This is a genomic window from Halorubrum tibetense (genome assembly GCF_055396225.1).
In genome coordinates this window covers 2,185,705-2,208,159 of the sequence record NZ_AP043742.1, presented here as the reverse complement: position 1 = coordinate 2,208,159, position 22,455 = coordinate 2,185,705, and the positions used below count along the sequence as shown (strand labels likewise).

Below are 22,455 nucleotides of genomic sequence, written 5' to 3'. Positions count from 1 at the left end.
GGATGGCCCTGTGCCCGATCAGTCGTCGGCGTTCGGCGTCGGGGGCGACCCGGTCAGTCGGTCGCGGTCGTGTGGGGCGTCCCAGTCGAGGTCGGGGCCGCGGGCGATGATCCCGGTCGGCGTCACGTCCGGATGGGTCGTGTAGTAGTGCTCCTTGATGTGGTCCATGTTCACCGTCTCGGCGACGCCCGGCGTCTGGTACAGGTCACGCAGGTACGGCCAGAGGTGCTCGTACTGGTGGATGAACTTCCGGTTACACATGAAGTGGGTGTGGTACACCTGGTCGAACCGGACGAGCGTGGTGAACAGACAGATGTCGGCCTCGGTGAGCGAGTCGCCGACGAGGTACCGGCGATCCGCGAGGTGCTCGTTCCAGTGGTCGAGCGCGTCGAACAGCTCGTCGACCGCCTCGTCGTAGGCCGCCTGGGAGGTCGCGAACCCGGCGCGGTACACGCCGTTGTTGACGGGCTCGTAGATCTCGGTGATGGTCTCGTCGACGGCCGCGACCGTCGCCGCGTCGTCGGCGTCCGGGAGCAGGGAGACGTCGTTGCCGAGGTCGGCGAAGGCGGTCGAGAGGGTCCGCAGGATCTCCCGGGACTCGTTGTTGACGACCGTCTCCGTCTCGGTGTCCCAGAGCACGGGCACGGTCACCCGGCAGGTCGCGTCGGGGTCGGCCGCGACGTACAGCTCGCGGAGGTAGTCGCTCCCGTGGAGCCGGTCGGGGGTACAGCCCGCTTTCTCCGGGGAGAACTGCCAGCCGCCCTCGCCGCGCCACGGGTCGACCACGCTGACGTCGATGGCGTCTTCCAACCCGAGCAGCGACCGCGCCAACAACGTGCGGTGTGCCCACGGGCAAGCGTACGAGACGTACAGGTGATACCGACCCGCTTCCGGCTGGAATCGCTCGTCCGGCTCAGCGTCGATGCCCTCGGGCACGTCGCTACCGGCGATCCAGTTCCGGAACGTCGTCTCCCCGCGCTCGAACGCGCCCTCCTCGTTGGTGGTCTCGTACACGTCCGTCCGCCACTCACCGTCGACGAGTTGGTTCATACCCGATGTACGGGCTCGACGCCTAAAGAACGGCCGGAGACACCGGTGTTACCGGGAGACAGACGCGACGCGGCGGCGTTACGGCGGCCGAACGAGTGCGTCCGGGAGAATATTGCCACACCGCGACGGGTTTAACCGACCGCGAGCGGTACCCGCTCCCGTCATGGCTGCACAAGCGATGGATCGAGTTCCGCGACGGTACTGAAACGCGTCAGGTGCGACGCAAACCCGCTTCCTGCCCCCGATCCCGAACCGACGGTGATCGACGATGAGCGACCACGGATCGATGCTCGCCGACGACCGCACCGGTGACTCCACTGGCGAGCCAGCCGTCGTTCGAGCCGGCATCGACGCCGCCGCGATCAAGCCCGCCGAGTGCGACGTCTCCCGGGCGGCAGCGCTCCCGGTCGATCGACTCGTGATCGATTACGAGGGGCGCGAGCACCTCCCCGACGCCGAGACGCTCGGCCGACTGGCCGCCGAAACTGCGCTATCCGTCACGACGCCGGTCCGCGCGGACGGGTTCGACCCGCTCGGCGACGACTCGCTGCTCGACCGGATCCCCGACACCGCCGGCCGCGTGCTCGTCGCCGGCCACGGGGCGTACCTCGACGAGACGGAGTCGTCGCGGGCGGTCGCCCCGCGGCTCGGGGCCGCAAAGGAGCGGACCCCCGACGCGTGGGTCGGCACCGAGGGCATCGAGCGCGTCGCGCTGGCCGCCGGCGGGACCCAGTTCGAGCTGCTCTCGCGGTCAACCGAGCGCGACGTGCGCGCGCTCCGTGCGGCCGGCTTCGACGGCGACCTGGCCCTCTACGCGCCCACCGTCCTCACCGACGACGAGGACGCGGTGCTCGACGCCGTCGGCGACTACGTCGCCCGCCGCCGGCCCGTGGCGCGCGCGCTCGAACGGAACGCGGACGGGTCCGGCGGATCCGGGGACGCGACCGACGCCAGCGGGGGGACCGCAACCGACGCGACCGCGACGGGGCGGACCCGAGAAGTGCTCTCGACGGCCGCCCGCGACTTCGCCCTGGTCGGGTCGCCGGAGACCGTCCGCGAGCGCGTCGAGACCCTCCGCGAGGCCGGCGTCGATCACGTCGTCGGCTACCCGGCGCGCGGCCTCGACGAGTTCCGGTCGTAGCGAGAGCCGTCGCGTTTACGACGGCGCGCCGCGATCGGCCCGCATGAATCGCGACTCGTGGACCGAAACCGATCCCCCGACGGTCGGCGTCGTCGGCGGCGGCGCGGTGGGCGTCACCGCGGCGGCCGACCTCGCCGCCCGCGGGGCCGACGTAACGCTGTTCGACCGCGGCGAGCTCGCGAGTGGCAGCTCCGGACGAGCTGCGGGGGTCCTGTACGACGCCTACGCGGAGGACGTCGACGCCGCGCTCGCCGCCCGCGCGATGGACCGGTTTCGCACGTTCGACCGGACGCTTCCGGGGTTCTCGTTCACCGCGTGCCCCTACGTTATCGCCGTCCGGGAGGGGGACCCGGACGCCGACGCGGTGCCGGAGATGGTCGAGCGGATGCGCGAACACGGCCGGGAGGTGTCGGTCGTCGATCCCGACGCGCTCGGCGAGCGGTTCCCGCTTCGGACGGACGACCTCGCCGTCGCCGCCGTCGCCGAAGGGGCCGGCTGGTGTGACCCCGCCAGCTACGTCGGCGCGATAGGCGACCGCGCGCGCCGTGAGGGCGTCCGGATCGAGACCGGAACGCCGGTCGCGTTCGACGGACCCGTCGCCTCACGGCTCCGCGTCGGCGGGTCGGTCCGGTCGTTCGACGCGGTCGTCCTCGCGGCCGGCGCACACACCGGTCGCCTGCTCGCTTCGGGCGGGGTCCGGGTCCCGATCAAACCGTACCGCGTGCAGGCGCTCACGAGCCGACCCCCCTACGACGGCCCGATGACGTACGACGCGACCGCCGGGGCGTACTTCCGCCCGCATCCGACGGGACTCCTGGCGGGCGACGGTACGGAACCGGTCGAGGCCGACCCCGACGAGTACGACCGGACGGCCGACGACTGGTTCCGGGAAGACGTTTCGGCAGTCCTCGCGGAGCGCGCCGACTACGTCCCCGAGGTCGAGCGGTCGTGGGCGGGTCTCTGTACCGCGACGCCCGACGGCGACCCCCTCGTCGGGCCGGTCGGTGCGCCCTCGGCGGGCGTGTTCGTCGCCGCCGGCTGGCAGGGCCACGGGTTCATGCGCGCGCCGGCGATGGGCGAACACGTCGCGGAGGGAGTGGTGGCGTCGCTGTCGGCCGGGTCGGACGTGAGAGCGGGATCACGGTCCGCGCGGTCGCCGTGGGTCGACGCGTTCGACCCGAACCGGTTCGACGGCGACGAGGAGTTCGAGATCCGCGAGGGAATGAGCGTGGAGAGCCGTGGCGAGCACGGTTCCCGAAAGCACTAACCGCAGCTACTCGTCGGCGTCCGCGTCCTCCTCCTCGACGACCTGCACGTCGTCGGCGACGCCGTCCTTCGGGATCTCGACTTCGAGGGTGCCGTTGCGAGTGAGCGTCGCGGTGGCACCCTGCGGGGTCACGTCGGCGTCGGCGGGGAGGGTGGCGCTGCCCGACAGGGTGAGTCCGCGACCGGGGAACATCAGTTCGAACCCGTCGTAGAACTCGCGGAAGCGGTCGAGTCGGACTTCGACCGTGTGATCGAGGAACTTCACCTTGACGTCCTCGCCGCGGACGCCGGGTGCGTCGAACACGACGAGGTACGCGTCGTCGCTCTCGAGGAGGTCGTACGAGAGCGGCCGTCGCTCCTGCATCTTGCTCCAGCCGCGACCCACCTTCTCGAGCGCACGGCGGAACACGGACCGGCCGGTGTCGACGATTCGGGCCACCGTCAGACCTCGATCTCGGCGAGCTCGCTTCCGCCACAGTACGGGCACGTCAGGTCGCCGACCGCGTGGTCGTCGGGGACGTCGTAGGTGTAGTGGTTCTCGAACATATCGAGGTCGCAGTCGTCGGTGAGACACTCGACCTCCTTCGTTGCAGGCATGTGTGCAGATACGGCCGCGCGACTAATCAACGTTGGCCTCGAATCACGGCGATAGCGGCGCGGGCGATAGGAGTGGCAGCGGCGAGGGCGGTAGCGGCGAGGGCGGCAGCGGCGAGGGCGGTAGCGGCGAGGGCGGCAGCGGCGAGGGCGGTAGCGACGAGACTGACGCGATCGGACCGCCGAGCGGTCGTCGGGAGAGGATGCGGGCGGACCGTGGAGGGATCGACGAAAGAGCGGCACCGACGGCTTCATTAGACGGACTCACCCACCGATCGGTAATGGGCGACCTCGACGGGATCGAGCCGGCGTGGCGGACGCTGAAACGCAAGTGGGAGCACAGCTTTCACCCGATGTGTTCGTACATGGGGATGTTCCCCGCGTCGCTGCCGCACTACTTCGTCCGGAAGCTGACCGACGAGGGGGACGTGGTGCTGGACCCGTTCTCGGGTCGCGGGACGACGGCGCTCCAGGCGTGTGTCGACGGGCGGGTCGGGATCGGCAACGACCTCAACCCGATGGCGTACGTGCTCACCCGCGCGAAGGTGAACCCGCCGCCGTCGGCCGCGGTCGCCGAGCGGCTCGACGAGCTCTCCGCGGCGTACACCCGACCGCCGATGGACGACGTACCGGACCGGATCCGAATGCTGTACCACGAGCGGACGCTCGGGCATCTCGTCTACCTCAAACGCGAGTTCGGCCTGGGAGAGCAGGGGGTCCCGGAAGACCTTCACGCGCTGTCGGACGTGGACAACTTCATCGCCGCGATGCTGCTCGGCGTGATGCACGGCCAGAGCGACGCGTACCTCTCGGTGCCGATGCCGAACACGTTCTCGATGTCGGAGAACTACCTCGGCAACTACATCGAGGAGGAGGGGTTGGAGGTCCCGGACCGAGACGTGTTCCAGAAGCTGCTCGAACGGCTACGGACCGTGTACAGCGACGGGCGGCCGGAACGGCGCGGTCACGCGGTGTACGGTGACGTGCGCGACCTCCCCGAGGCGCTGGCGGAGATCGATGACGCCGGGGGCGACGTCGGCGACGGCGTCGACCTCCTGTTCACCTCCCCGCCGTACCTCAAGGTGCTCAAGTACGGGCTCTACAACTGGATCCGGCTCTGGTTCCTCGACGAGGAGCCCGACGTCGTCGACGAGCGGCTGGACGACGAGCTCGATCTCGCGGAGTACCTGGAGTTCATGACCGACACCCTCCGCGTCGCCGACGAGGTCCTCGACGACGAGACCGGCGTCGCGGCGTTCGTCATCGGTGACGTCGACCAGGGCGACGAAGTGATCAACCTCGCCCGCGAGGTCGCCGACGCGGTCGTCGAGCCGATGGACGGGTTCGAGGTCGGCGGGATCGTCGAGGACCGCGTCCCCGACAACGAGAAAGTATCGCGGATCTGGGGCGAGACGAAGGGCGAGGCGACGGAGATCGACCGTATCCTGATCGCTCACCGGGGCGAGTTGACGATCAAGGAGGACCCCGACGGGCTCAAAACGAAGACCGTGCGCGGGACACAGGAGACGCTCGGCTCGTTCGGGTGACTCCCGTGTCTACCGAACGCCCCCGTCCCGTCTACGGGGTCGACTTCAGCGCCGCCGAGCGCGACGCGGGCGGGAAGACGTGGATCACGACCGGAACAGTCGTCGACGGTGGCATCGAGATACGGAGCGTCGAGCCGCTCGTCGAGTTCTTGAGTCTCCCATCGGCGGCCCGTTCCGAGGCGTTGCGGGCGCTCGCCGACTGGATCCGCGGGCTCGACGAGGCCGCGGTCGTCGGCCTCGACGTCCCGTTCGGGCTGCCGGCGTTCCTCGTCGAGGCGGCGGGATACGGCTCGTGGCGGGGATTTATAACTGATTTTCCGGGGTCGCTGGTTGGTGACGCCGATGGCGACGCCACGGATCCGGTCCGCGCGTTCGCGGAGCGGTGTGTCGCGCTGACCGACGAGTACGGCGAGGGAACCTACGACAAACGCCGGACGGACGCCGCCGTGGGCGCGCGCTCGCCGTACGGGTTCATCGCCGACACGATCACCTTCTACGGGATTCGGGACGTGCTCGCGCCCGTCGTCGACGACGTTCGGGTCGCACCGATGGACACCGCGGGCGACATAAAAGGAAACGCTCTCGAGTGGCGACCTGACGCCCCGGCCGGCCCGACCCTCGTCGAGACGTACCCGGCCGCGGTGTTCGACGCACTCGGCCTGTGTCGGACGAAATATAAAGGGGCGAGCGACGCGGAGACGACCCGACGGCGGCGGAACGCGGAGGGGTTGGCCGCGACGGGCGAGCTCACATATAAATCGGGCGAGCGTCTCCTCGACCGGATCGTCGCGAACGGCGGCGGCGACGCCCTCGACTCGGTCGCCGCCTGTCTCGGGGCGTTCGGCGCGCTCGAGAGCGGGTACGCCGTCACCGGCGACTCGGTCGATCCGGAGGCCGTCGCGGTCGAGGGGTATATATACGCGCTGCGGGGTCGCTGAGTGGCGGGTCGTCCTTGCAGTGGGTCCGTACTGCAGTGCGTTGCCGATGCGGTGTGCCGTTGGTACGGTGAGTGGTCGCTCCGACGAGGTGGCCGACTTCGGGGAAGATCACTTATATACGCAGCAGGGGCCGCTCGTGACCTCCTTATATACCCGCGCTGCGCAGCCGCTCGGGAACCACGGTTCGTTCGGCGAGGAGGACGAGGAGCGTCCCGAGCGCGACGCCGACGAGGACCCCGGGGCCGTACGGGAAGAGCGCGGGCTCGAACGCCAGAGAGATACCGAGCAGTAGCGACGCGAGCAGTATCCCGCCGCCGAAGGCCACGTAGGTGAGCGTCTCCAGCCGATCTGGCGGAAGTCGATCCCGCGCGAGCCACGCGAGCGGTCCGAAGACGATGACGGTCGCCACGGCCCAGCCGGCAGCGACCCCCCACGGTCGGGGGTCGGCGGCGGCGAACTGGACGACGCCGAACACACAGAACAGGCCGATCGCGACGTAGCTGCCGAGTCGCTGGCGGCGGGAGGGCTTGTCCGGGGACATACGAGGCGATGTCGTTTCCAGGGGTAAAACGATACGGTACGACGCGACGGATACCTCCGCCTGAAGGCGGAGGAGGATGTCACGTCGAAGATGGCGTATCGGGAGGATACTGGCTGTCCAGTGTGCGTTCAGTAAGTCTCTACTTCGACATCGAGGCGTTCGAAGTCTTCGACGTTTCGTGTGAGAACGGGCTCCTCGACGACGTCGGCTGTCGCACCGATAATCACGTCACCGTCACCGACCGCATTCCCTTCGCGCATCAGTTCGTCGGAGAGACGCCCTGCTTTCCGCATTACGGCTGTATCGGCGGGTTGTATGGGCTTCGAGGCGAGGACGTTCTCAACCTTCTCGCGTTCCTCACCCGACTGTCCTGAGCGAGCGATACCGTAGTACAGCTCGAACAGCGTCATCGCTGAAAGCCGCTGTTGGATCAGCTCGGTTTCTAACTCCCTCGCTTTCTCCACGGCGTCTTCATCGCCGTTCATCAGGTCGATCAGGAAGGATGTGTCCCGGAGCACGCTACGCTTTCTCCATCTCTGCCGTGATCCGCTCCAACTCATCACTCCGACGATCGCGCCGTTCATCGATGGCTTCGCGGAAGGCGTCGGCCTCTTCGTCGCTGAGGACCCCCGCGAGTTCCAGCAGGGAGCGCTCGCCTGCAAGCCTCAGAACGACGTCTGAGAAAGTCTCCTCTTCGCGTTTGCGGGCTTCCAGTCGCTCGTAAGCGTCCTCGGAGAGGCGGATGCTCTTCGACATGTGCATACAGTTGTATGCAGACTCGCAAAGACCTTTCCTGATGACGGCATACGTTTGCCGGATCCGCGATGAACCGCTCGACCGGGCGATCGAGATATTGTCGTCGTATCTGTGAGGCACCCGCCGTTGCCTGGCACCTCACGACTTTTCGACCGTCTGTCGTATCGACGATGCGACCGTCCCGGCCCATCCGCACGCGTTTTCCGTCTCGACCGAGTACGGGACGGCAATATGACCGTTCCGCCCGCGTCCGGCGGCGGCTCCGCCCCGCCGCGTCCGACGGACCTCGCCGTCACCATCGTCGACGGCTACGTCGACGAGCCGGCCCACTTCGGCGTGCCGCCGTACGTCTCGACGTATCCGCGGTACACCGCCGGCGCGCTCGTCGACGCGGGGGTTCCCGAGTCGTCGATCACCTACCACACGATCGACGAGCTCCGCGAGGACCGGTCGAAACACGCCGACGTGGCGGACGCCGACCTGTTCGTCTACGTCGGCGGGATGACGGTTCCGGGAAAGTACGTCGGCGGGACGCCCGCCGAGCCCGACGAGGTCCGCGAGCTCGGCTGGACCGCCGACGGCGTCACGCTGCTCGGCGGCCCGGTGCGGTTCGGCGTCGGGGAGGAGAACGCGGGTGCACAGGAGATGGAGCGCGACGACCTCGATTACGAGTTCGTCGCCAAAGGGGACGTCGAGGCCGCCGCGTACGACCTCGTCGACTCCGGGCTCGAGGGGTTCAACAACCGGATGCGCGACAACGCGGAGGTGGACCGCTGGGCGTCGAAGGGAGCGTTCGTCGTCGAGCAGCATCCGAACCACCCCGACTACCTCATCTGCGAGATGGAGACTTCCCGGGGGTGTGCGTACCGCTGTTCGTTCTGTACGGAGCCGCTGTACGGCAACCCCGCGTTCAGGGCGGCGCGCTCCGTCGTCGACGAGGTCGACGCGCTCTCGGACCGAGGAGTGAAACACTTCCGGCTGGGCCGACAGGCGGACATCCTCGCGTTCGGCGGCGACGGCGAGGCCCCGAACCCCGACGCGTTACGCGAGCTGTACGGCGGCATCCGCGCGGTCGCGCCCGACCTGAAGACGCTCCACCTCGACAACATGAACCCGGTGACGATCACGGAGTACCCCGAAGCCTCCCGGGAGGCGATCCGGGTCATCGCCGAGCACAACACGCCCGGCGACACGGCGGCGTTCGGGCTCGAATCCGCGGATCCCGTGGTTCAAGAGCAGAACAACCTGCTCGTCACCGCCGAGGAGTGTCTGGAGGCCGTTCGCGTCGTCAACGAGGAAGGTGGGTGGCGACCGGGCGACGAGCCGGCCGGCGCACCCGGGGGCGTCCCGGGCCCGAACGACGAGTATCGGTACGGCCCCTCGACCGGTCCGGACGCCTCGCCGCGGCTCCCGAAACTCCTCCCCGGGATCAACCTCGTCCACGGGCTGACGGGCGAGCGGCCGGAGACGTACGAACACAACAAGCGGTTCCTCCAGTCGGTGTACGACGAGGGGCTGATGCTCCGCCGGATCAACATCCGACAGGTGATGGCGTTCGCGGGCACGGAGATGGCCGAGACGGGCGCGGAGATCGCTCAGGAGCACAAAGACCAGTTCCAGGCGTACAAACGCGAGGTTCGCGAGACGATCGACAACCCGATGCTCGACCGAGTGGTGCCGCCGGGAACGGTCCTGCCCGACGTTCACTTGGAGTACCACCAAGACGGAAAGACGTTCGGCCGGCAGCTCGGGACGTACGCGCTGCTCGTCGCCGTTCCCGGCGAGCGCGAGCTCGGGACCGCCATCGACGTGGCGATCACCGACCACGGCTACCGGTCCGTCACGGGCGTCCCCTACCCGCTCGACATCAACGCCGCGTCGATGAACGAGCTGACCGCGATCCCGGGGATCAACCGAAGCAAAGCGGGCGATGTCGTCGTCGGCCGTCCGTACGACTCCGTCGACGACGTCGACGCCGGCGTGGCGGACCTCTCCCGGTTCGCGGTCGCCGGCGACACCGCCGTGTCGATCCCCGGCCGCGACACGCCGGGATCGGGCCCCGGGCCGGACGCGCGTTCCCCGCTCGGGCGGGGTGACTGAGGGTGTCGCCGTCGGATCCGCCCGGGAACCCGGGATCGTCCGGCGCGTCCGGGGACCCGACATCGGCGGAAGCCTCGGGAGCGACCCGCTTCGAGGTCCCGGTCGACACGCGGGCACCGACGGGGACGACGAACGCCTACCTCGTCGACGGCCTCCTCGTCGATCCGGCAGCCGAGACGGACGCACTCGACGCCGCGATCGAGCGGATCGGCGTGGGCGCGCTTGACGCCATCGCCGTCACCCACTCCCACCCGGACCATGTGGGTGGCGTCGCCACCTACGCCGATCGCACCGACGCGGGAGTGTACGCGCACGCCGACCACGTCGATCGCTTCAGGGCGGCGACGGGTGTCGACCCGGATTCGACGTTCCGCGACGGGGATCTCCTCGGATCGACGGGGGTCCGCGTCCTCGATACACCGGGTCACGCGCCGGATCACGTCGCCTTCGCGGTCGAGGGGGGCGCGACCGAGGGCGGCGCGGACGCGCCACGGGAGCTGCTCTGTGGGGACCTCGCGGTCGCGACGGGCAGCGTCGTGGTCGGAGCGCCCGAGGGCGACATCGCCGCGTACCTGGAGAGCCTCGAAGGAGTCCGTGACGCCGGATACGACCGGCTTTGGCCGGGTCACGGTCCCGCGATCGACGACCCGGAGAACGCCTGCCAGCGGCTGATCGACCACCGGCTAGCGCGCGAACGCCGCGTGCTTGAAGCGGTCGGGAACGGGGCGACCGACCTCGACGGGGTGCTCGCCGCCGCTTACGAGAAGGACCTGTCCGGCGTCGAGGATCTCGCACGGGCGACCGTCCGAGCGCATCTGGAGAAGCTGGTCGCGGAGGGGCGGGTCGACGACTCGTGGGGCGAGCGGGCGTAAGGTCGGCCGGGCGTACGGTCGGCTTCGGGGGGCGCCGGCAAAGCGTCGTGCCGGCTACGGCTCCGCCTCGAGCTCGCCCGCGATCGACGCCAACGGGGTCTCCGTCACGTCGACGAAACGCCCGCCGACGTCGACGACGCCGCCGTCGGTAGTCGGGTCGTCGCCGACGTGGATCAGGGACGCGGGCTCGACGCCGAGCGCCTCGGCAGCGGCTTCGAACGCCTTCGCGTGGGGTTTCCGCCAGCCACAGCCGACGCTCGTCGTCACGGCGTCGAACTCGCCCCGGAGCCCGGCGCGGATCAGCGTCCGCGGGACGAGTTCGGGGACGGCACAGTTCGAACAGAGGCCGACCGGCCCCCGTTCGGCCGCGGTCCGCACCGCGGACAGGGCCCCGTCGCGTCGGGTGACATCGGGGTCGAACGCCGCGATGACGGCGTGTCTGACGACGCTGTCGGCGACGTTCACGCCGCGGGAGTCGAGCGCGGCCGAGACGTGTGCCGGGATCGGGACCTCCGCGCCCGCCGGCGCGTCCACGTGCCGCTCGCCGTATGCAACGTGCCAGTCGTCCGGAACCCGGACGTCGCGGGACTCCAGTTCGCGTGCGACTATCTCGGCCGGATCGGCCGGGTAGTCCACGTCGACGAGCGTGCCGAAGAGATCGAACGTTACTGCCACGATACGCGTCATACGTGGAAACCGGGATTGAACCTGTCGGTCGGGGATCCGCTCGTCTCCGGTGGTCGGAATCCGCTCGTCTCTAGCGGTCGGATCCGCCCGTCCCCGACACTCGACCCTCCCGGCGTCAGGACAACAGCGGGACCAGATGGAGGACGTAGAACCGATACAGCCCGGTCAGCCACGCACAGAACCAGAGGAGCATGAACCCGGCGACTCCGACCCGGAGGCGACTCCGCCAGTGACCCATGTCCTCGTGGATCTCGTCGATATCGACGTCGGGATCGTCGTAGGCGTCCGCGTTCCGTTTCGCCTGAAAGATGCGAACGATCCCGGTGAGTGCGAACACGAGGAGCGCGTACGCCTGGAGCCCGAAGAAGGCGTGGATAACCGCATCACCGGTGAGCTGGCCGAGGATCCGCGGGAGCATCCACGTGAGGATCGGGAGGGTCGTCAACAGGAGTCCGACGACGATGTATCGCAAGTGGCGGGTCAACACGTTCCACGTGACCGTCTCGGCGTCGATCATGATCCACGCCCCGTACAGCAGGAACGGGAGGCTCGCGGTCACCGACAGCCCCGCCACCGCCGCGATCACCGACTCGTCGACCATATCGATCGGTTGGGCCCCGAGCGCGTAAAGCCCCGCGATCCGCGACCGGACGCCGATCATGGGAGCGGCGGTTTCGGTTCCCGGGGAGCAGGATCTACGGCGGCCACCGGCGGCGGTTCCCGCGGTCGGTCGAGAACGATTCCCGCGCTCCGACGACGGACGAAAACAGTTACCCGTCGGAGCACGTACCGGCGTTCGATGGACGACTCCCCGACGCGGTCGGAGCCCGATGGACCCGGCGAGGAGCCCGATGGACCCGACCCCGGTGTCGAGAGCGGGACGGAGACGGACGACGGGAGCGGCGACGCCGACCTCGATGCCCTCCGGGAGCGGGTCGACGCCGAGTACGATTTCGACGACTTCGGCCCGGAGGACATGGCGCGGATGAGCGCGGAGGAGTGGGACGCCGCATTCGATCCCGACACGTGGATCACGGGCGACCGGCTGCTCGAACGGGTCGAGGCCGAACTGAAATCGCGGATCGCCCGACGGGAAGTGTTCGGACTCCTCGAGCGCGTCCGCGAGGACGGCGAGGAGCGGATCGTCGTCTACTCGGACGAGGGGTACGCGATCGTTCGTCCCACGGGGGAGGTGAGCGGGCGGGGGACCGTCCTCAGGGACGTGGAGCCGATCGTCGCGCTGGCGGCGATGGAGTCGTACGAGGTCCCGGAGCCGCCGGCGGACTGGTCGCTCCCACATCCGGATACCGTCCCGGAGGGAACCGGCGAGTTCGGGAACCTGATGATCCAGGTGGTCGCCGCGGTCCTGACGATCGCCGGCGGGGCGCTCCTCGGCGCGTCCGTGTTCACCGATCTCGAGGGCGTGATCGCCCCGGCAGTCGGGCTGGCGTTCCTCCTCGCAGGCGTGTTCCTGTTCGCGATGGTCGCGAACGCGCGACTGTCGGATCGGTTCCGCTCGGAGGAGTACCGAAACCGCCTGCGCGCCCTCCGCGAGGCGGAGGAGCGACCCGACTTCGTGCCGGTCGATGGGGAGGTCGTCACCGACGAGAACGAGGACGGGTGAAGCTGCCGAATTCGACCGTTTCAAACATCCTACCACGCACCGCGCGAACGCCCACAGTCGGTGGGTTTAAGCGCGCGCCGTCCTGAGTGAGCCTGTATGAAACGGCGGGACTTCGTGCGAACGGCCGGCGGTGCTACCGCCGCCCTCGCCGCCTCGAACGCGGCCACCGGATCGGTCGCGGGACAGGGGGCGGGAGAGCCCGATTTCGAGGGGTACCTCGGCGGCGTCGACGGGGGGTTTCAGGACCTCCGCGGCCAGGACGAGGTACGCGTCGAGGTCGGCGCGAGCGGGAACGGTGGCAACCTCGCGTTTAGCCCGGCCGGGATCTGGATAGACGAGGGAACGACGGTGGTCTGGGAGTGGACCGGCGAGGGCGGCGGCCACAACGTCGTTACCGACGGGGAGAACACCGACTTCGAGAACACCCACGACCTCGACAGCGGGAGCCCGGTCGACGAGGCCGGCCACGAGTACGAGCACACGTTCGAGGACCCCGGTCGAACGGGGTACGTCTGTGTGCCCCATCGGGGCGTCAACATGTTCGGTGCGGTCGCCGTCGGCGACGACGTTCCCGTCATCGAAGCCGGTGGCGCCACCGGCTGGCCGGAGGACATCGCTCACGTCGGCGTTCCGATCCACGCCCACTGGGTCGGGATCGCGTCGATGTTCGGGATCATCCTCACGTTCGTGTTCACGTTCTACATGTTGAAGTACGGCGAGTCCGCCCACACGGGACACGGAGGTGGCCGATGAGTTCAAGCGGCTCCTCGTACGGCGACATCCACCGGTACGAGCCGGCCCGCGAGAGCACTGCCGCCGCCATCGCGATCGTGCTCCTCACGGTCATCGAGGTCGTCTTCGTCTTCCTGTTCGTCTATGGCCTGATGTTCGGGTGGGCGTCGACGGAGTTCGGCAACATGTACATGGGCGCGTTGTTGGCGCTGATCTTCGTCGATCTGGCGTTCATCCTGCTGTTGTATCGGAAGGAGTTCCTCCCGGACGTGATGATCGTCAAGAAGCGCCGCAGAAAGTGGGAGGACCTGTACGTCCGTGAAGAGGACAAAGACGGCGTCGGCGTCGACACCGGCAACGCCGTGGAGACCCTGAAGCGGGCTGTCTACCCGTACTACAAGAAGTGATCACCCAATGAGCCTGAAAAAGAACGACGAGATGGACCACAACGCGTGGCTCAAGACGCAGGACTTGACGGTCATCGAGACCGCCTTTCTGACCACGCTCATCTGGATGGACAAGCGGCTGCGCATCGTCGACTACCTCGAACTGCTGGAGACGATGTACTACCGCGCGAACCTCCAGATGCCGAAGAGCCACACCGAACAGTACGATCTGGACAACAAGTTCTGGTACTGGTACCCGCTGTACTCGCTGGGGTCGCTGTCGATCATCGCGTACCTCGTGGCGGCGGTCTCCGGCGCGCTGTTGGGGTTCTACTACTCCCCGTCGACCGCTGGCGCTGTCGCACAGGGTGACCCGACGGCGGCGTACGACTCCCTCGTGGAGATCATGCAGGACGTTCAGTTCGGGTTCATGCTCCGCTCCATCCACCGCTGGTCCGCCCAGTTCATGGTGGCGGCGGTGTTCCTCCACATGCTCCGGGTGTACTTCACCGGCTCCTACAAGGAGCCGCGTGAGGTCAACTGGATCCTCGGGATCGTGCTCATCGGCCTGACGCTACTGTTCGGGTTCTCCGGATACGTCCTGCCGTGGAAGCAGCTGTCCTTCTGGGCGGCACAGATCGGCGTCGAGATGGCGCTCGCAACCCCCTTAGTGGGTGAATGGGCGGCCCAGCTACTGTTCGGGGGGTTCACCCTCGGGCAGGCGACGCTCGTGAGAATGTACATCCTGCACGTGTTCGTCCTGCCGTTCGTGGTGACGGCGCTCATCGCGCTCCACGTCGGCATCGTCTGGGTGCAGGGGATCGCGGAGCCGCACTAATACAATGACCGACGACACCAATACACCGACCGACGCGACCGACGCCGAGCGGGCGGTGACCGACGGCGGAACCGACGAGGAAGCGCGCACGGACGGGGGGCCACCGGCGACGGTGCCGCCGGACGACGAGACACCGACGTGGACCGAGCGGAAGGAGCGGTCCCAGGGGCTCTCCCGTCTCACTTATCAGTACTTCGAGCGGTCCCGCCGCGAGGACGAGGACCTCCGCGCGGAGTCAACGTACGTCGAACGTGACGTCCTTGGCTTCCCGGCGTGGCCACACGAGACGATCCGGAACCTCGCTATCACGAGCTTCTTCATCGGGGTCATGCTTCTCGTGTCGGCGATCCTCCCGCCACACTTCGGGGATCCGGCGAACCCCGGGTCGACGCCGGCGGTCATCCTGCCCGACTGGTACCTCTACTGGTCGTTCGGGCTGCTCCACCTCGACCCGATCAACCCCGAACTCGCGATCCTCGGCGGCGACAAGGTTATGTCCGACGAGCTGTACGGGCTCGTGGCACACGGCGTGATCTTCGGAGTCATCACGCTCGTGCCGTTCCTGAACAAGGGGAGCGCTCGGCGCCCGGTCGAGGAGCCGTTTTGGGCCGCAGTAGGCGTCTCCGGCGTGATATTCTCGGTCACGCTGGGGGTGCTCGCCATCCAGAACTTCGTCCCGATCGAGCTCGATCTGCTGTTGAACCTGGTGTTCCTGCTGCCGATCGTCGGCGCGGTCATCACCTACGCCGTGTTGAAAACCATGCGCGAGGGGTACATGTACGACCTCAATCGCCGGTACTACATGCTGCGGCCGCCGAAGTAGCGGCGACCGGTCGTTTTCTGTACACGTTATACTATGTCCGATACCGACAACAGTGAGTTTCAGGCGGTCGACGACACCGGGGACCCGATAGCGAAGGACGACCCCGACGATCCACGGAACGAACCGGTCGGTCCACGTGTCGGTCCAGACGGTCGCGAGATCGTCGTCCCGCTTCGGCTGTACAAAACCGTCACCGCGTTCTCGACGCTCGCCGCGGTGGTGGCGTACTTCATCGGGTTCACGCTCGTTGACGCGGCGACTCTCCAAGTCAGCTTCATCAGGGCGACGATCGTTTATCTCCTCGGCGTGGTCGGGCTCGCACCCGCAGAGGGGGTGTTAACCGCCGTGCTTGCGATCGTCGGGATCGGCTCGATCCTGTTCGGAACGGCGGTGTACGTCCTGGGGACGCGGTTCAGGGCTCAGGGAATGGGAAAGGCTCAAGAGGACTCCAGCGAAGGATAACACATGGCAGACGAGTTCATCAAAGGGCTGACCCTGTTCACCCTCGGGGGTCTCGGCTGGATCACCTTCGGCGGGTGGTACCGGACGCCCTCGTACTACGATCTGAGTCAGCTGTTCGGTCCCGCTCAAGGGGTCAACTCCGTGTACGACGAGATCGGAGTGCTCGCCGGCGACGCCTTCTTCTGGCTGATGATCGTCGGACCGATCGTGTTCTGGGTGTTGCTTCCGGCCGGTAGGCAGCTCCGCGAGTCGATGGCTGACGACGCCGCGAACTGACACGAACCCACCGCCTACTGCGAGGCGATCGGTCGGCCGGTCCGTTCTCTCACTTCGTTCACCGCCTGTAGCGAGGCGTTCACACGGTCGGATCTGCGAGGGATCTCGACGTTCGGCGGTCGATACGTGTCACTATCGAGGTCAGGTCGAGTGAACACACGAGTCCCCGACGACACGGTCACCGGCCGGGTTCGGAGACACGCCAAGATCGAGTGACGACAGAGGGACTCGAACGGTAACCACCGAGCGTCGAACCGATCGACGTGAGACGAAGACGCCCTCATCCCGGAGTCGAACAGGGGGTTCGGACGAACGACACGAAGCGGAACTCGTTCGATGCGAGCACGGAAGCAACAAGAAGGGGAACCGATGCGGGACGAGCGACCGACGAGAACCGCCGCGACTACGCGACCACGCCGCCGCTCCACACGTCCGCGACGAGGAAGAACAGCGCGTAGTAGGCAGCGTACAGCAGGACGAGCGCCGAGGAGACGATCGCGCTCTTCGGTGCCTCGATCGTCATGTCGTTCCGGGCCTCGACGTTACGCGACTCCAGCTCGAAGAGGTCCGCGAGCAGCATGGTCACGACGAGCATCGAGAGGACGGTTCCCCCCGTCGGCGCGTCGATCGCGAACAGCGCGCTCAACAGCAGCAGGCCGACGTTCGTGAACACGTGCGGACCGTACGATTCGACGCTGTCCCCGGACTGTCCCTGTTGGACGTGCCGCTTGTGGGCGACGTGCCGGGTCGCGAGGTTCGCGATCGCCATCGTGAGGATCGCGAACGGCAAGATCGGCCCGACGACCGACAGCCAGTCGAGGGGGACGAGGAACTGCAGTGGATCCATACCTCCGTTTCCGTTCACGAGTTATTAGAACCTTTCCGATCGGTGGCGGGATCGACGCCGTCTCCGGGGTTCGGACCGGTGCCGTCCACCAAGAGGTCGACGTGAGCACCGACCCCGATCCTGACCGGTCGGCCCGCGGGGATCCGCTCTCGGCGACCGCCGTCGACAACTATCGAGACCGCCTCGACGTCGCGTTCCACGGAGAGCGCCACCTCTCCGTCGACAACCCACGTATCGCGTCTCGTCGTGAACGGCGCGATGGGAACGACTGCGAGTCCCGCACCCGGAGTGATAACGGGTCCGCCCGCGGCGTTCGCGTACCCCTCGCTCCCCAGTGGCGTCGCGACGACGACGCCGTCCGACCGGACCGTCACGTGACGCCGCCCGGGGATCTCGATGCCGTACTCCGAGATCCGAGCGGGCTCGTCCGTCACCAGCGCCACGTCGAGCGCGGCGTGGTACGTGTTCGTCCCGCCAATATCGGCCGCCAGGACCGGGTGTGGAACGGTTCGTGTGGTACCGTCCAGCAAGTGCCGGATCGCCTGGTCGATGCTGTTCCGGTCGTTCCCGACTGCGTCGTCCACCGTGACCGTGTTCCCGGCGAGCGGGTCGGGCAGGCGCTCACGGAGCGGATACACCGGCGTCTGGTCCGCATCCACCGACCCATCGGAGGCCACGGCGCGACGGACCACGTCGTGGATAGCGTCGTCACCGAGCGCGACGACGGCGTCGGCGTCGGCGTCGGCTGACGGCGGATCGACGAGCTCGCCACCCGCATCCCCGACCGCCCGTCGAGCGCGGCTCGTCCGGTCGTCGTCGGGACCGACGACGGCGATCCGGGACGGCGGATCTCCCATACGCGAGGGGTCCGCGCGGCACGATGGAAAAACCCCCGGTTCGGGGGCGAGGGGAGGGTGGCTATGAACGAAGCGTCGCCGCGTCAGAACGGCCAGTCACCGGTGACCTTCATTCCAGTCGCCGCCCCGCTCTCCTCCAGCGACGCCGCGAGGCGGTCGGTGTCGGCCCGAGGGATCGAGACGTCGTCTCGGGCGAGGTCGACAGCGAGGGCGGTGAGGAGGATCGACTGTTCGCGGAGGTTCCGAACGTCGAGCTTGTCGAGGGTGTCGGCAGCGGTGTGGCCCCAGCCTCGCCCGCGGTCCTCCGTCTCGCCGGACACCATGTAGCCGGGGATCCCCCGCTGGACGAACGGCCAGTGGTCGCTGTGGGGGACGACCCCCTCCCCGAGCGTCACGGGATGGTCGAACCGATCCCGGAGTCGCTCGCCCGCGGCGGCGAGTTCGTCGAAGTCGTGATGGTCGAGTTTGAGGGTGCGGCCGAACACGTTGCTGTCGACGTTGATCACGGCTTTCACCGCCTCCGGATCGACGTCTGCTGCTGCTTTCGAGGAGCCGACGAGGCCGACTTCCTCGGCACCGAACGCGGCGAATCGAACGCGAGTGTCCAGTGCCGACTCCCGGTCGGCGAGCGCGCGAGCGACCTCGACTATCGTCGCCGTACCCGCGCCGTTGTCCATCGCGCCCTCCGCGATGTCGTGGGCGTCGACATGCGAGGAGACGAGAAGGTACTCGTCGGTGTCGGGACCGAGCTCGGCGACAGCGGTCCCGCTCGTCGCGTCGGGGGTCGTACAGTCGACGTCGACGGTCACCGTCTCCTCCTCGTGTCGGCGGATGAGCCGCGCGCCGACTTCCTTGCTCACGCCGACGGCGGGGATCTCGCCGATCGGGTCGTCGGGGGTCCCGACGCTCCCCGTCGGTGGGAGCCCGCCCTCGACGTGGTTCGCGAAGACGAACCCGGCCGCGCCCGCGTCGACGGCGTGGTAGTACTTCTCGCGGCGGTGGACGAACCGGTCGAACTCGTCCGGCACGGTCGTCGAGACGACGGCGATCGCCCCGTCGAGCTCGGCGGCAGCGGACTCGAACTCCGCGGGAGTGCCGTAGCCCACATCGACGAGCTCACCCGTCGCGCTCGCGTCCGGTGATCGCGGGAGTGCGATACAGGACCCCTCGCCGGCGGCGAGCGTCGTCTCCCCCTGACGGACCGCGCTGTCCCCACGCTCCCACCCCTGGATGTCGAACGGCTCGATCCGGGCGTTACGCGCGCCGACGGCGTCGAACGCGTCACGGGTGTGTTCGAGCGCATCGCGTTCGCCCGACGACCCGGCCATGCGGTTCCCGACATCGACGAGGGTTTCGAGGTGGTCCCAGCCGATGTCACTCGTGAACGTATCACCGATCCACTCGGTCATGCGTGAGCCTGATCGGGCGGCGCGTTAAGCGGTTCGGTGCCGGAACCAACGGCCGACAGACCGTGCGGAGGACCGGGACTCGACACCGCGGCGGCTCAGTACGTGAAGCCGTACACGTGGTTCAACATGACGTAGGTGACCACGCCGAGGACGAGCGAGAGCAGCCACGAGCCGGCAGCGATCCGTCCGACCGTGGCGTGTGGTACCTCCGACCGGAGCTCGTCAACGGAGTGAGTGAGCCCCAACAGGAGCGCGTAGAGCACGACGGGGACGGCGACGATCGACAGCAGGATGTGGATCCCGAGCATGACGAGGTAGACCGTCCCGACGAGCTCGGGGCCATCGAAGTACTTCGTCCCGCCACCGGCGACCCGCGGGACGTAGATCCCCAAAAAGAGGAGGATCAGCGCGAACGACGTGGTCATGGCGGCCGCGTGTTTCCGTACCTCGCCGTTGCGGATCCAGTACCAGCCGAGCGAGAGGGTGAGGATCGTGAGCGAGTTGACGGCCGCGATAGCGTGCGTGAGGAGGTCGACGGTCGACCGGGAGAGGTCGGGGAACAGCGCCTGGAAGCCTGGAACGAGGAACGCGCCGAGCACCGCGCCGTATCCGACGACGGTGAGGAGGGCCACGGTCGCCGCGGGGCGGCGTTTGACGCGCTCGCGAACGCTGGCTGCGGACATACCCGAACGAGGGGACGAACCGATAAGTCGGCTTCGGGTTCTCCCGTTCGGCGGGTCGACGTCGCGAGCCAGGGGGCCGGCTCCCGGTCGATGTTCCTGTCCGACCGGTGACTACCGGTCGATGACGCCGGTCGCGGTCGCGACCTCGATGGCGGCCTCCTCGTTGATCCCGCCCTGAAGGATGGTGTAGCGGTCGCGGATCTCGTGGGCCGTCGTCATCGCCGCGATCAGTTCCTCGTCGTCGACGCCGAGCTCCGCGGCGGTCGTCGGCGCGTCGAGCTCGGCGAGCGCCTCGCGGATCGCGGTCCAGCGGCCGTTCTCGCCGCTGTGGAGGTACTCGGTCACGATGGACGCGACGCCGACCTGGTGGCCGTGGAGCGCCTTCCCCGGCGCGATCCGGTCGAGCTGGTGGGAGATGAGGTGCTCCGCGCCGGAGGCGGGCCGCGAGGAGCCCGCGATCGACATCGCGACCCCCGAGGAAACGAGCGCTTTCACCACGACCCACGAGGACTCCTCTAACCCGGGGCGGATCAAGTCGGCGTTCTCGACGAGCAGCTCGGCGGTCATCTCCGAGAGCGCGCCCGCGTACTCGCTGTACTCGACGTTGCGGAGGCGGTTCGCGAGCCGCCAGTCCTTCACGGCGGTGTAGTTGGAGATGATGTCCGCACAGCCAGCGGTCGTGAGCCGCCACGGCGCGTTCGCGAGGAACTCGGTGTCCGCGACGACCGCGAGCGGCGGGTCGGCGGCGACGGAGTGGCGCGTGTCCCCTTCGGGGATCGACGACCGCCCCGAGACGATCCCGTCGTGGGAGGCGACCGTAGGGACGGAGACGAAGCCGACATTGAGGTGGTCAGCGGCCATCTTCGCCGTATCGATCGGCTTCCCGCCGCCGAGCGCGACGAGGAAGCCGGGATCGACGGCCTCCGCGGTCGCTTTGAGCTCCTCGACCGCATCGAAAGAGGCTTCTTCGACGACGGCGGTCGCGGGGTCGTCGAACTGCGCGCGCACCCGGTCACCGGCGATCTCGTTCGGCGTCGGGCTCGTCACAATGAGCGGTCGGCCGGTGAGGTAGAGCTCGCCCACCGCCGCCCCGAGGTCGTCGACCACGCCGTGGCCGACGAGGACGTTCCGCGGGAGCTTGATCCACGTGGACTTCTCGAACATATCGGAGCCACACGCCCGCGGGTGAAAGCCGTTGTCCATGGCGGCCATCCGATGCGCCGCCACGGAGCACGACGGCCCAAGCACGACGGCTCGAAGCACGACGGCTCAAAGCACGGTGACCCGAACGGAACGCTCAGAGCGCGGCGACGCGACTCACCACGCCAGCAGCGTCGTCGCGGCATCGACGAGGAAGTACACCCCGAACCCCGCGAGCACGACCGCCGACCCGACGGCGACCACCGGCGAGAACGCCTCGATCCGCCGCTCGGCGACGACGAGCCCCGCCGGGAACAGCGTCACCCAAGCGCCGACGCCACAGAAGAACCCGACGATCAGCGCCGGCGAGCCGGTGGCGACGACGAGCGTTCCCGCGAGCTCCGAACCGACGACCGGTAGATACGCGAGCACGTCGAGCTCGCCCGGGCGGAGCAGCCCGACACCCACCGTGAGCCAGAACAACACCTGGAACGGGTTCGTCAGCGCCAATAACAGCGCTTTCTGGAACCCTTTCCCGTCGTCCACCATCGGGTCCTCCCCCTGCGTCGGCCGGAACGACGCTCGCGCGCCGCGCACCGCGCCGACCGCGAAGTAACACATCAGGAGGCCGCCGACCGCGACCATGGCCGTCTGCAGCCGTGGTACCGACTCGATGACGGCCACGACGCCGACGTACGCGAGCACGAAGAAGGCGACGTCGGCGGTGGCCGCGCCGAGCCCGGCTTTCGCTCCCGCGGTCCAGCCGCGCAGCACCGACTCCTCCGCGATGACCGCGTTCATCGGCCCCGGCGGTGCCGCGAGCGCCAGTCCGAACAGCGCACCGACCGCCAGCGTCCCGACCGTGTTCACGGCCACGTAGAGGCCC

The 22,455-nt window shown here is 68.3% G+C and carries 27 protein-coding genes; 13 read left to right on the top strand and 14 right to left on the bottom strand.

Features of this window, described 5'->3' with window-relative positions; translation table 11 throughout:
* Positions 1 to 18: 18 nt before the first annotated feature.
* Positions 19 to 1,050, bottom strand: coding sequence for a glutathione S-transferase family protein (locus tag ACZ5TV_RS11015; RefSeq protein ID WP_379782352.1), 1,032 nt, complete (start codon positions 1,048 to 1,050; stop codon positions 19 to 21).
* Between the two features lie 268 nt (positions 1,051 to 1,318).
* Between ACZ5TV_RS11015 and ACZ5TV_RS11010 the strand changes: the two genes are divergently transcribed.
* Together ACZ5TV_RS11010 and ACZ5TV_RS11005 are read left to right on the top strand one after the other, a co-directional pair.
* The gene (locus ACZ5TV_RS11010) at positions 1,319 to 2,191 is read left to right on the top strand and encodes a DUF7388 family protein (RefSeq protein WP_464383834.1); all 873 of its coding nucleotides are present in this window, start codon (positions 1,319 to 1,321) and stop codon (positions 2,189 to 2,191) included.
* A 43-nt stretch (positions 2,192 to 2,234) separates the two neighbouring features.
* Complete coding sequence (locus tag ACZ5TV_RS11005; RefSeq protein WP_464383833.1) at positions 2,235 to 3,458, top strand: NAD(P)/FAD-dependent oxidoreductase; 1,224 nt, start codon at positions 2,235 to 2,237, stop codon at positions 3,456 to 3,458.
* A 6-nt stretch (positions 3,459 to 3,464) separates the two neighbouring features.
* Here ACZ5TV_RS11005 and ACZ5TV_RS11000 read toward each other — a convergent pair whose 3' ends face one another.
* Together ACZ5TV_RS11000 and ACZ5TV_RS10995 are read right to left on the bottom strand one after the other, a co-directional pair.
* Positions 3,465 to 3,896 carry an Hsp20/alpha crystallin family protein gene (locus tag ACZ5TV_RS11000; protein ID WP_379781539.1) on the bottom strand — a complete coding sequence of 144 codons (432 nt, stop codon included), beginning with the start codon at positions 3,894 to 3,896 and terminating at the stop codon, positions 3,465 to 3,467.
* A 2-nt stretch (positions 3,897 to 3,898) separates the two neighbouring features.
* Positions 3,899 to 4,054 (bottom strand): DUF7559 family protein, encoded by a 156-nt coding sequence (locus ACZ5TV_RS10995; RefSeq protein WP_379781537.1) that lies wholly within the window; start codon positions 4,052 to 4,054, stop codon positions 3,899 to 3,901.
* 32 nt (positions 4,055 to 4,086) lie between these two features.
* Here ACZ5TV_RS10995 and ACZ5TV_RS10990 point away from each other — a divergent pair, with 32 nt between their 5' ends.
* Positions 4,087 to 5,598, top strand: coding sequence for a DNA methyltransferase (locus ACZ5TV_RS10990; RefSeq protein WP_464383832.1), 1,512 nt, complete (start codon positions 4,087 to 4,089; stop codon positions 5,596 to 5,598).
* Between the two features lie 5 nt (positions 5,599 to 5,603).
* Positions 5,604 to 6,536, top strand: a complete 933-nt coding sequence (locus ACZ5TV_RS10985) for a hypothetical protein (RefSeq protein WP_379781533.1) — start codon at positions 5,604 to 5,606, stop codon at positions 6,534 to 6,536.
* A gap of 145 nt (positions 6,537 to 6,681) precedes the next feature.
* Here ACZ5TV_RS10985 and ACZ5TV_RS10980 read toward each other — a convergent pair whose 3' ends face one another.
* The 3 genes from ACZ5TV_RS10980 to ACZ5TV_RS10970 form a co-directional block, all read right to left on the bottom strand.
* Positions 6,682 to 7,077: a hypothetical protein gene (locus ACZ5TV_RS10980; protein ID WP_379781531.1), complete on the bottom strand. Its 396-nt coding sequence runs from the start codon at positions 7,075 to 7,077 to the stop codon at positions 6,682 to 6,684.
* 128 nt (positions 7,078 to 7,205) lie between these two features.
* The gene (locus tag ACZ5TV_RS10975; protein ID WP_379781529.1) at positions 7,206 to 7,661 is read right to left on the bottom strand and encodes a type II toxin-antitoxin system VapC family toxin; all 456 of its coding nucleotides are present in this window, start codon (positions 7,659 to 7,661) and stop codon (positions 7,206 to 7,208) included.
* Complete coding sequence (locus ACZ5TV_RS10970; RefSeq protein WP_379781527.1) at positions 7,597 to 7,833, bottom strand: antitoxin VapB family protein; 237 nt, start codon at positions 7,831 to 7,833, stop codon at positions 7,597 to 7,599. The genes ACZ5TV_RS10975 and ACZ5TV_RS10970 overlap by 65 nt, the downstream gene beginning before the upstream one ends.
* Before the next feature lie 231 nt (positions 7,834 to 8,064).
* Between ACZ5TV_RS10970 and ACZ5TV_RS10965 the strand changes: the two genes are divergently transcribed.
* Entirely contained in the window at positions 8,065 to 9,933 is a 1,869-nt protein-coding gene (locus tag ACZ5TV_RS10965; RefSeq protein WP_464383831.1) for a radical SAM protein, read from the top strand.
* Positions 9,934 to 9,935: 2 nt separating this feature from the next.
* Positions 9,936 to 10,805 carry an MBL fold metallo-hydrolase gene (locus ACZ5TV_RS10960; protein WP_379783927.1) on the top strand — a complete coding sequence of 290 codons (870 nt, stop codon included), beginning with the start codon at positions 9,936 to 9,938 and terminating at the stop codon, positions 10,803 to 10,805.
* A 54-nt stretch (positions 10,806 to 10,859) separates the two neighbouring features.
* Here ACZ5TV_RS10960 and ACZ5TV_RS10955 read toward each other — a convergent pair whose 3' ends face one another.
* Positions 10,860 to 11,480 carry an HAD family hydrolase gene (locus tag ACZ5TV_RS10955; RefSeq protein WP_464383830.1) on the bottom strand — a complete coding sequence of 207 codons (621 nt, stop codon included), beginning with the start codon at positions 11,478 to 11,480 and terminating at the stop codon, positions 10,860 to 10,862.
* Between the two features lie 127 nt (positions 11,481 to 11,607).
* Positions 11,608 to 12,093 carry a DUF7321 family protein gene (locus ACZ5TV_RS10950; RefSeq protein ID WP_379779781.1) on the bottom strand — a complete coding sequence of 162 codons (486 nt, stop codon included), beginning with the start codon at positions 12,091 to 12,093 and terminating at the stop codon, positions 11,608 to 11,610.
* Between the two features lie 198 nt (positions 12,094 to 12,291).
* On the opposite strand from ACZ5TV_RS10950, the gene ACZ5TV_RS10945 reads away from it, so the two are divergent.
* The 7 genes from ACZ5TV_RS10945 to ACZ5TV_RS10915 all read left to right on the top strand — a co-directional run bounded on the left by ACZ5TV_RS10945 (position 12,292) and on the right by ACZ5TV_RS10915 (position 16,633).
* Positions 12,292 to 13,116, top strand: coding sequence for a DUF7319 domain-containing protein (locus ACZ5TV_RS10945; RefSeq protein WP_379779779.1), 825 nt, complete (start codon positions 12,292 to 12,294; stop codon positions 13,114 to 13,116).
* Positions 13,117 to 13,212: 96 nt separating this feature from the next.
* Entirely contained in the window at positions 13,213 to 13,869 is a 657-nt protein-coding gene (locus ACZ5TV_RS10940; protein WP_379779777.1) for a halocyanin domain-containing protein, read from the top strand.
* Positions 13,866 to 14,255, top strand: coding sequence for a DUF7318 family protein (locus tag ACZ5TV_RS10935; RefSeq protein WP_379779775.1), 390 nt, complete (start codon positions 13,866 to 13,868; stop codon positions 14,253 to 14,255). The genes ACZ5TV_RS10940 and ACZ5TV_RS10935 overlap by 4 nt, the downstream gene beginning before the upstream one ends.
* Before the next feature lie 7 nt (positions 14,256 to 14,262).
* Positions 14,263 to 15,072, top strand: a complete 810-nt coding sequence (locus ACZ5TV_RS10930; protein ID WP_379779773.1) for a cytochrome b — start codon at positions 14,263 to 14,265, stop codon at positions 15,070 to 15,072.
* Positions 15,073 to 15,076: 4 nt separating this feature from the next.
* A complete protein-coding gene (locus ACZ5TV_RS10925; RefSeq protein WP_379779771.1) occupies positions 15,077 to 15,895 on the top strand; it encodes a cytochrome b family protein in 819 nt (272 codons plus the stop codon).
* 33 nt (positions 15,896 to 15,928) lie between these two features.
* On the top strand, positions 15,929 to 16,357 hold the full coding sequence (locus tag ACZ5TV_RS10920) for a DUF7315 family membrane protein (RefSeq protein ID WP_379779769.1): 429 nt from the start codon (positions 15,929 to 15,931) through the stop codon (positions 16,355 to 16,357).
* Positions 16,358 to 16,360: 3 nt separating this feature from the next.
* Positions 16,361 to 16,633, top strand: a complete 273-nt coding sequence (locus ACZ5TV_RS10915) for a DUF7314 family protein (RefSeq protein ID WP_379779767.1) — start codon at positions 16,361 to 16,363, stop codon at positions 16,631 to 16,633.
* Between the two features lie 403 nt (positions 16,634 to 17,036).
* Here ACZ5TV_RS10915 and ACZ5TV_RS10910 read toward each other — a convergent pair whose 3' ends face one another.
* The 6 genes from ACZ5TV_RS10910 to ACZ5TV_RS10885 all read right to left on the bottom strand — a co-directional run bounded on the left by ACZ5TV_RS10910 (position 17,037) and on the right by ACZ5TV_RS10885 (position 22,439).
* Positions 17,037 to 17,480 carry a DUF7313 family protein gene (locus tag ACZ5TV_RS10910; RefSeq protein ID WP_379779765.1) on the bottom strand — a complete coding sequence of 148 codons (444 nt, stop codon included), beginning with the start codon at positions 17,478 to 17,480 and terminating at the stop codon, positions 17,037 to 17,039.
* Positions 17,481 to 17,494: 14 nt separating this feature from the next.
* Positions 17,495 to 18,337 carry an NAD(+)/NADH kinase gene (locus ACZ5TV_RS10905; protein ID WP_379779763.1) on the bottom strand — a complete coding sequence of 281 codons (843 nt, stop codon included), beginning with the start codon at positions 18,335 to 18,337 and terminating at the stop codon, positions 17,495 to 17,497.
* An 83-nt stretch (positions 18,338 to 18,420) separates the two neighbouring features.
* Positions 18,421 to 19,746 (bottom strand): M28 family peptidase, encoded by a 1,326-nt coding sequence (locus ACZ5TV_RS10900; RefSeq protein WP_379779761.1) that lies wholly within the window; start codon positions 19,744 to 19,746, stop codon positions 18,421 to 18,423.
* 95 nt (positions 19,747 to 19,841) lie between these two features.
* Positions 19,842 to 20,429, bottom strand: a complete 588-nt coding sequence (locus ACZ5TV_RS10895) for a DUF420 domain-containing protein (RefSeq protein ID WP_379779759.1) — start codon at positions 20,427 to 20,429, stop codon at positions 19,842 to 19,844.
* Between the two features lie 111 nt (positions 20,430 to 20,540).
* Positions 20,541 to 21,593, bottom strand: a complete 1,053-nt coding sequence (locus ACZ5TV_RS10890) for an NAD(P)-dependent glycerol-1-phosphate dehydrogenase (protein ID WP_379779757.1) — start codon at positions 21,591 to 21,593, stop codon at positions 20,541 to 20,543.
* Positions 21,594 to 21,746: 153 nt separating this feature from the next.
* Positions 21,747 to 22,439 (bottom strand): LysE family translocator, encoded by a 693-nt coding sequence (locus tag ACZ5TV_RS10885; protein ID WP_379779755.1) that lies wholly within the window; start codon positions 22,437 to 22,439, stop codon positions 21,747 to 21,749.
* Between the last annotated feature and the right edge of the window lie 16 nt (positions 22,440 to 22,455).

Excerpts from the sequence above, each read along its gene's own strand:
- ACZ5TV_RS10920 (WP_379779769.1), top strand. The coding sequence starts at position 15,929 with ATGTCCGATACCGACAACAGTGAGTTTCAGGCGGTCGACGACACCGGG.
- ACZ5TV_RS10935 (WP_379779775.1), top strand. The coding sequence starts at position 13,866 with ATGAGTTCAAGCGGCTCCTCGTACGGCGACATCCACCGGTACGAGCCG.
- ACZ5TV_RS11010 (WP_464383834.1), top strand. The coding sequence starts at position 1,319 with ATGAGCGACCACGGATCGATGCTCGCCGACGACCGCACCGGTGACTCC.
- ACZ5TV_RS11005 (WP_464383833.1), top strand. The coding sequence starts at position 2,235 with ATGAATCGCGACTCGTGGACCGAAACCGATCCCCCGACGGTCGGCGTC.
- ACZ5TV_RS10970 (WP_379781527.1), bottom strand. The coding sequence starts at position 7,833 with ATGTCGAAGAGCATCCGCCTCTCCGAGGACGCTTACGAGCGACTGGAA.
- ACZ5TV_RS10995 (WP_379781537.1), bottom strand. The coding sequence starts at position 4,054 with ATGCCTGCAACGAAGGAGGTCGAGTGTCTCACCGACGACTGCGACCTC.
- ACZ5TV_RS11015 (WP_379782352.1), bottom strand. The coding sequence starts at position 1,050 with ATGAACCAACTCGTCGACGGTGAGTGGCGGACGGACGTGTACGAGACC.
- ACZ5TV_RS10950 (WP_379779781.1), bottom strand. The coding sequence starts at position 12,093 with ATGGTCGACGAGTCGGTGATCGCGGCGGTGGCGGGGCTGTCGGTGACC.
- ACZ5TV_RS10965 (WP_464383831.1), top strand. The coding sequence starts at position 8,065 with ATGACCGTTCCGCCCGCGTCCGGCGGCGGCTCCGCCCCGCCGCGTCCG.
- ACZ5TV_RS10910 (WP_379779765.1), bottom strand. The coding sequence starts at position 17,480 with ATGGATCCACTGCAGTTCCTCGTCCCCCTCGACTGGCTGTCGGTCGTC.
- ACZ5TV_RS10895 (WP_379779759.1), bottom strand. The coding sequence starts at position 20,429 with ATGTCCGCAGCCAGCGTTCGCGAGCGCGTCAAACGCCGCCCCGCGGCG.
- ACZ5TV_RS10980 (WP_379781531.1), bottom strand. The coding sequence starts at position 7,077 with ATGTCCCCGGACAAGCCCTCCCGCCGCCAGCGACTCGGCAGCTACGTC.
- ACZ5TV_RS10975 (WP_379781529.1), bottom strand. The coding sequence starts at position 7,661 with ATGAACGGCGCGATCGTCGGAGTGATGAGTTGGAGCGGATCACGGCAG.
- ACZ5TV_RS10900 (WP_379779761.1), bottom strand. The coding sequence starts at position 19,746 with ATGACCGAGTGGATCGGTGATACGTTCACGAGTGACATCGGCTGGGAC.
- ACZ5TV_RS10890 (WP_379779757.1), bottom strand. The coding sequence starts at position 21,593 with ATGTTCGAGAAGTCCACGTGGATCAAGCTCCCGCGGAACGTCCTCGTC.
- ACZ5TV_RS10930 (WP_379779773.1), top strand. The coding sequence starts at position 14,263 with ATGAGCCTGAAAAAGAACGACGAGATGGACCACAACGCGTGGCTCAAG.
- ACZ5TV_RS10905 (WP_379779763.1), bottom strand. The coding sequence starts at position 18,337 with ATGGGAGATCCGCCGTCCCGGATCGCCGTCGTCGGTCCCGACGACGAC.
- ACZ5TV_RS10915 (WP_379779767.1), top strand. The coding sequence starts at position 16,361 with ATGGCAGACGAGTTCATCAAAGGGCTGACCCTGTTCACCCTCGGGGGT.
- ACZ5TV_RS10940 (WP_379779777.1), top strand. The coding sequence starts at position 13,213 with ATGAAACGGCGGGACTTCGTGCGAACGGCCGGCGGTGCTACCGCCGCC.
- ACZ5TV_RS10925 (WP_379779771.1), top strand. The coding sequence starts at position 15,077 with ATGACCGACGACACCAATACACCGACCGACGCGACCGACGCCGAGCGG.
- ACZ5TV_RS10945 (WP_379779779.1), top strand. The coding sequence starts at position 12,292 with ATGGACGACTCCCCGACGCGGTCGGAGCCCGATGGACCCGGCGAGGAG.